Annotated in this window: 4 protein-coding genes and 1 pseudogene; all 5 read left to right on the plus strand. The window is 73.0% G+C overall.

Going from position 1 to position 3,723, the window contains the following annotated elements:
* A pseudogene (locus ACVNF4_RS33700) lies at positions 1-429 on the plus strand (beta-ketoacyl-[acyl-carrier-protein] synthase family protein); the annotation flags it as partial.
* Positions 426-1,136, plus strand: coding sequence for a hypothetical protein (locus ACVNF4_RS33705; RefSeq protein ID WP_461806676.1), 711 nt, complete (start codon positions 426-428; stop codon positions 1,134-1,136). The pseudogene ACVNF4_RS33700 and the gene ACVNF4_RS33705, both read left to right, overlap by 4 nt.
* Positions 1,123-2,790, plus strand: a complete 1,668-nt coding sequence (locus ACVNF4_RS33710; RefSeq protein ID WP_461806677.1) for a class I adenylate-forming enzyme family protein — start codon at positions 1,123-1,125, stop codon at positions 2,788-2,790. Before ACVNF4_RS33705 ends, ACVNF4_RS33710 begins: the two co-directional genes overlap by 14 nt.
* Positions 2,787-3,356 (plus strand): hypothetical protein, encoded by a 570-nt coding sequence (locus ACVNF4_RS33715; protein ID WP_461806678.1) that lies wholly within the window; start codon positions 2,787-2,789, stop codon positions 3,354-3,356. Before ACVNF4_RS33710 ends, ACVNF4_RS33715 begins: the two co-directional genes overlap by 4 nt.
* Positions 3,357-3,361: 5 nt before the next feature.
* The coding region (locus ACVNF4_RS33720; protein WP_461806679.1) for an NAD-dependent epimerase/dehydratase family protein at positions 3,362-3,723 on the plus strand (362 nt) is incomplete at its 3' end.

Raw genomic sequence — 3,723 nt, forward strand, 5'->3', positions numbered from 1 at the left:
CAGCCGCACCCCGAGGGCGCCGGGCTCGCCCGCGCCGTACAGCGGGCGATGCGGCAGGCCGGGGACCCGGACGGGGCGTCCCTCGACTACGTCAACGCCCATGGCACCGGCACCCGGCACAACGACGGCGCCGAGACCCGGGGCCTGCGCGCCGCCTTCCCGAAGTTCGCCGAGTCGATCCCGGTCAGCTCGACGAAGAGCACCACCGGTCACCTCCTGGAGGCCGCGGGCGTCGTGGAGTTCGTGATCACGACGCTGGCCCTGCTGGACGGCGTACTCCCGCCGACCGCCGGATTCGGCACCCCCGACCCGGAGTGCGACCTCGACTACATCCCGAACGACCCGCGCCCCGCCGACCCGCACCGGGCCCTCACCGTCAACGCCGCCTTCGGGGGCGCCAACACCGCACTCGTCCTGGAGCGGCCATGACGACGACCCGCGCGACCCCCCTCACCGTCCTCGCCGCCGCCACCGCGACCCACGGCACCGGCCGGGGCGACGACATCGCGCTGCCGAAACTGCCCGGCTTCGTGGAATCGGCGTTCAGCCCGCTGGCGTACGAGGTCGCCGCGAGGTGCCTGACCGCGCACCCCGGCGACGGTGACCGTACGGCCGTCGCGCTGGCCAGCCTGACGGGCGACACCACCACCGCCGACCTGGCCAGCTCACGCATGGTGGCCGGGCGGGTCCACAACCCGCTGCTGTTCATGCAGGCCACCGCCAACTCCGTGCTGGGACACCTGAGCCGGGAGTTCGGCATCACCGGCCAGATGCTCAGCCTCTCCACGCTCACCGACCCGCTCACCGAACTCCTCGCCATGGCCGACGTGCTGCTCGACGACCCGGAGCTCGACCGGGTCCTCGTCCTGGGCGTGGAACTCGGCGGCGGCGAACGGCTGGCCGCCGTCCACCGCGAACTGGCCGCCGACAGCGGGCGTCCGGTCCCGTCGCTCCCCGCGAAGGCGGGCCTGGCGGCGGCACTCCTCCTCGGCCGCACCGATGACAGGGCAGAGGCGCCGAAGAACTCCGCCGCCGGCCTCGCCGGCCGACTCGGCGGCATCCAGAGCCTGTTCGAACTGGCCACCCTCCACCGCACCGACCCCGACACGGAGAGCCGCCCCCATGCTCATCAGTAGGCAGGAGCGCGCCCGCATCTGCTCCGACCCCGCCCTGGGCGCCGGAAACATCCTGGCACGGCTCGCCGCGTACGACCGTCCACGCGACGAGGTCGTCCTCCGCGTGGACGGCGACTGGCAGGCCCCCGACGGCAGTCACCCCACGCAGCTCACCCTCGGCGAGCTGAACGAGGCCGTCGAGACCTACGCGGGCTGGTACACCGCCCAGGGTGTCCACCCCCGCGACCCCGTCGCCCTGCACTCCCACTCCAGCGCCGAGTTCGCGGTCAACTTCCTCGCGCTGACCTCCCTCGGCGCGATCCCGTCGTTCGTCAACGGCAACCTCCCGCCCGACATCGCGCGGGAGTACGTACGACGGCAGGGCGCCGTGGGCGCCTTCACGGACCGCGCCCACCACGACGTCCTCGCGGGACCCGGACCGGCGCTCGGCTTCTGCGCGACCGCCGCCGACATCCGCCCCGGACACCGCGCCGCGCTCCCGGCCTCCCACCCCTACCGGCACGACCCGACGGACCCGGTGCTCATCTCGCACTCGTCCGGAACCACCGGCATGCCCAAGGGAGTTCCGCACACCCACCGGACCCTGATGTACGCGCAACTGCACCGCCTGCGCTACTCCACCGGCACCGACATGGAACGCACCCTCGTCGCACTGCCCGGCGCCCACAACGCGATGGTCGCGACGCTGCTGTACTGCCTCCTGCTGCGCACGGACATCAAACTGCTCTCCAGCCGGCGCGGCACCGAAGTCCTGGACGCCATCGAGGAGTTCAGGCCCACCACCGTGCTGGCCTTCGCCGGGACCTTCGGCGAGATGGCCGCCGAGGACCTGACGAACCGTGACCTGTCCAGCGTGCAGGTGTGGTTCAACACCGGCGACGCCGCGCACGAGGCACACATCCGGGCCCTCGTACGGCACGGCAGCCACCGGACGATCGGCAAGGACCTGCGGCGGACCCGCGTCGAGGGCTCGGTCTTCGTCGACGGACTCGGCTCCTCCGAGGCCGGCTACTCCGTCTTCCACAACCGGCACACCAAGGACACCTCGGCGTACTCGCGCTGCGTCGGCAGGCCGATCAGCTTCGCCGAGGCCGCCGTGCTCGCCGAGGACGGCACCCCGCTGCCGCCCGGCGAGATCGGCCGCCTCGGCCTCAAGTCCCCCACTCTCACGCCCGGTTACTGGAACGACTCGGTCACCTGGAACCGGCTGCGGCTCGGCGGCTACTGGCTCACCGGCGACCTCGCCCACCAGGACGAGGACGGCAACTTCTACCACCTCGACCGCGCCCCCGACGCCGTCCGCACCACCTCCGGCATGGTCTTCAGCACCCGCACCGAGGAACTCCTGCTGCGCGAACTGCCCGGACTCGCGGACTGCACGGTCGTCGGGGTCGCGGACAGCGGCGTACGGGCCGACTGGGACGGCGACGGGGTGGCGGAGGCGTACGCGCTGCTCCAGCTCGCCGAAGAGGGCGCCACGGACGAGGAGTTGACCGACCGCGTCAACACCGCCCTGCGGGCCGCCGGTCTCCCGCCCGTCACCCGCGCCCTGCGCATGCGGCCCGACGACATCGCCAAGGGCGCCACCGGCAAGGTCCTCAAACGCGTGATGCGCGACCGCCTCACCGCCGCCACGGCCAAGGAGCGGCCATGAGCACAGGCACCGACGACGTCAACCACCGCGCCCGAGCCGGCGAGGCGTACCGGCTGTGGTGGCAGCACGACGCGAACTGGTACCAGGCCGTGTCGGACCGGTTCGGGCAGGACGCCGCCAACGAGCTGAACGCCGAGGCGCTGCGCAAGGTCGCGACGCACGTCGGACAGCGCGTCGGACGCCTCCGCGGCCCGCTCCCCGACACCGGCGACACCGGCAAGGACCTGGAGGAACTCCGCCGCCGCTACGACGACTGCGGCGACCGGATGTTCCCGCCGGAGCTGCGCAACGCGTCCACGGCGGTCGAGGAGGTGACCGAGCGGGACGGTCTGATCGTCCTCACGCTCCGCCGCAGCTTCGCCGTCACCATGGTGCGGATGGCCGGGTCGCTGGACGGCTACCGCTGCCCGTGCACCGGCATCCACGCGGGCTGGTCCGAGGGCCTCGGCGTCACCCTGACCGAGAACCGCGCCGAGTCGTGCCTGCGCGACGGCGACAAGGCGTGCCGCCTGCTGATGCGGGTACGCACGCCCCTCACCCACGACGAGAACAGCGAAGAGGACTGAACCGCATGCGGATACTTGTCGCCGGTGCCACCGGAGTGATCGGCCACCCCCTGGTCGGCGCACTGCGGGCGCGAGGCCACCACGTGAGCGCGCTGGTCCGGGAGGAGTCCCGCGGCCGTGCCCCGGAGGCGGACACGGTCGTCGTCGCCGACGCACTCGACCCCGAAGCCCTGTCGGACGCCGTCGCGCAGGCCCGCCCCGAAGTCGTCGTCCACCAACTGTCGGCGCTGCGCGAGATGTTCACCGACCCCGCCGAGGCCTTCACCCTGACCGCGCGACTGCGCACCGAGGCCACCGCCACCCTGATCGCGGCGGCCCGCGCGACCGGTGCCCGGCGGCTGGTCGCGCAGTCTGTCGCCTTCGCCGC

It is taken from the genome of Streptomyces sp. S6 (assembly GCF_054880855.1).

Coding starts and splice junctions, on each gene's coding strand:
- ACVNF4_RS33705 (WP_461806676.1), top strand. CDS start 426: ATGACGACGACCCGCGCGACCCCCCTCACCGTCCTCGCCGCCGCCACC.
- ACVNF4_RS33715 (WP_461806678.1), top strand. CDS start 2,787: ATGAGCACAGGCACCGACGACGTCAACCACCGCGCCCGAGCCGGCGAG.
- ACVNF4_RS33710 (WP_461806677.1), top strand. CDS start 1,123: ATGCTCATCAGTAGGCAGGAGCGCGCCCGCATCTGCTCCGACCCCGCC.